Raw genomic sequence first — 3,035 nt, 5'->3', positions numbered from 1 at the left:
CAATGACGGGGAGGGACAGCCCTTGTAGCCCGGATGGAGCGCAGCGAAATCCGGGGCAGGTGTATCCGCTGATGCGACGTTCCCGGATTGCGCTTCGCTCCATCCGGGCTACGGGAGCGGTGCTCCTGCCCAAACAAAAACCCCGGCCTTCCGGCCGGGGCTGATGTCGTCCACTCTGGCTATCGCTTAGTCGCGCTGGCCGAGGAGCTGCAGCAGCAGCGTGAACAGGTTGATGAAGTTCAGGTACAGCGACAGCGCACCGGTGATCGCCGCACGTTCGGCGATGTCACCGCCGGCCGAGGCGTAGCCGTAGATGTAGTCGTTCTTCAGCCGCTGGGTGTCCCAGGCGGTGAGGCCGGCGAACACCAGCACACCGACCACGGACACGATGAACTGCAGCATCGTGCTGGCCAGGAACAGGTTGACCAGGCTCGCGATGATGATGCCGATCAGGCCCATGAACAGGAACGAGCCCATCCCGGTCAGGTCACGCTTGGTGGTGTAGCCGTAGAGGCTCAGCGCACCGAAGGTGGCCGCCGTGATGAAGAACACCCGCACGATCGAGGTGTGCGTGAACACCAGGAAGATCGACGACAGCGAGATGCCCATCAGCGCCGCAAACACCCAGAACAGGATCTGGGCGGTCGAGGGGGCGAGACGGTTGATGCCTGCCGAAATCACGAACACCATGGCGAGCGGCGCCAGCATGAACAGCCATTTCAGCGGGCTCACGAACATCGCGTAGCCGAACGGCGTCAGGAACAGCTTGCCGACGCGGACGGCTTCCGGGGTCGGAACGTCGGTCACGGCGGCCATGTAGACGCCGAGCGCGGCAAGGCCGGTGATGGCCAGGCCAATGCTCATGTAATTGTAGATGCGCAGCATATAGGCGCGCAGGCCGGCATCGACCGTCGCGGCGTCGACACGCCCGGCGGCCCTGCCGAAAGGAGAAGCGTAGTTACGGTCTAGGTCCGACATGGTCGAATTCCCGTTGGTTGGCCGGTCCGGCATGAGGGTCGCCATGCCACCGGTTCGTCAAATTCTATCTCGGATACCGATGTSTGCCGACTAAATTYTGGCTCAYAATCGGGGSTCCGAACCCATCCGATATGTGGGAAACTAACACATTCGCTGCAACCGTCCACGCGCGGCCGAATGTCGCCCTTACCAGCAATCCGGCCGAGTAGACGTGGTTAACCGCAGGAATCGTGCGATTTCGCTACCGCACGGCGACCCGCTACCATTTGTCACAAATTCCGCAACACCGTGGCGGGCTTTTTGTTCAACGCCAGCAGCGTGCCGGCGAGCCCGAGCCCGACGGTGACGACGAGGGCGGCCGCGACCACGCCGGCCGCGCTTCCGGCCTGCCAGACGAAAGTGAGCGTCATCACCCGCGTCACGATCATCCAGGCCGCGATGCTGCCGGCAATCACGCCGAACACCGCGGTGGCCAGGCCGATCAGGAGGTATTCGAGGGCGTAGGCGCCGAGCAGCCRCAGCCGGGTCGCGCCCAGCGTCTTCAGGATCACCGCATCATAGACCCTGTGGCGGTGGCCGGCGGCGAGCGCCCCGCCCAGCACCAGGATCGCCGAGATCAGGGTCACCGCGCTGGCGCCGCGGATCGCCAGCGCGAGATTGGTCACGACCGAGCCGACCGTCTCCATCACCTCGCGCACGCGCACGCTGGTCACCATCGGATAGGCGTCCGCCACCTGCTTGATGATCTTGCCGTCGCCGGCCGCGTCGCCGCCGGCTTCCGTCAGCGTCGCGATGTGGGTGTGCGGGGCGCCCTTGAACGCGTTCGGCGAGAACACCAGGACGAAATTGATGCCGAGCCCCTGCCAGTCGATGTTGCGCAGATTGCTGATCTTCGCCGGGATGTCGCGGCCGAGCACGTTGACCACGACCTCGTCGCCGATCTTGAGGCCGAGCCCGTCGGCGATCTTCTTCTCCATCGAGACCAGCGGCGGGCCGGAATAGTCGACGCCCCACCACTCGCCCTCGATGACCTTGGAGCCTTTCGGCAGCTCGCCGGTATAGGTCAGGCCGCGGTCGCTTTGCAGCACCCATTCGGAATCGGTCGAAGGCTTCAGATCTTCGGCGCGGACGCCGCGCGCCGCGACGATGCGTCCGCGCAGCATCGGCACGTCCTCGACCTTCGCGTCGGGCACGATTCCGCGCAGATAGCGGTCGAACTGCGCCGCCTGCGTGCTCGGGATGTCGATGAAGTAGAAGGATGGCGCGCGCTCGGGCAGCGCCGCCAAAAACTGCCGGCGCAGATTGCCGTCGATCTGGGTGATGGTGACGAGCACCGCGAGACCCAATCCCAGCGACAGCACGACGGAGGGCGTCAGCGCGCCCGGCCGGTGGATATTGGCGATCGCGAGCCGCAGCATCGGCAGCCTGGTGCGCGGCAGCCGGCGCGCGATCGCCATCAGCAGGGCGGCAACGCCGCGCAACAGCGCGAACACGACGACGGAGGAGAGCACGAACACCGCGGCGATGCGCTTGTCGAACGACAGGCCGATCACGACGGCGACGAGCAGGGCGACGACGACGCCCATGAAGGCGAGATAGCGCCAGCGCGGCCGGTGCCATTCATTGCTGATGGTGTCGCGGAACAGCGCCGCGACCGGCACGTCGTGCACCCGCCCGAGCGGCCACAGGCCGAAGGCGAGCGCGGTCAAAAGGCCATAGACGAAGGACAGCGCGAGCTCGTCGGCATGTACGGCCGGCACCACCGGCAGCGGCAGCAGCTTCCCGAACAGGCCGACGATGGCGAAAGGCATTGCGGCGCCGAGCGCCAGCCCGATCACCGATCCGATCGCGGCAAGCAGGAGAACCTGCGCGAGATAGATGCCGAACACGTCGCGCCCGGTGGCGCCGACGGCCTTCAGGGCCGCGATCACCTCGAGCTTGCGGTCGATGTGGCTCTTCACCGCATTGGCGACGCCGACGCCGCCGACCAGCAGGGCGGCGAGGCCGACCAGCGTCAGAAACTGCGTGAATCGGTTGATATTGCGTTCGAGCTGCGG

At 65.9% G+C, this 3,035-nt stretch carries 2 protein-coding genes; both read right to left on the bottom strand.

From position 1 onward, the window contains the following. Positions 1 to 186 precede the first annotated feature (186 nt). A complete protein-coding gene (locus ACXJL8_RS37800; protein ID WP_014490629.1) occupies positions 187 to 978 on the bottom strand; it encodes a Bax inhibitor-1/YccA family protein in 792 nt (263 codons plus the stop codon). 269 nt (positions 979 to 1,247) lie between these two features. Continuing rightward, positions 1,248 to 3,035, bottom strand: a 1,788-nt coding sequence (locus tag ACXJL8_RS37795) for an ABC transporter permease (RefSeq protein WP_456686687.1), incomplete at its 5' end; no start/stop codon positions are given.

This window comes from Bradyrhizobium sp. P5_C11_2, from assembly GCF_054049755.1.
This window is presented reverse-complemented; position numbering and strand designations above follow the sequence as displayed.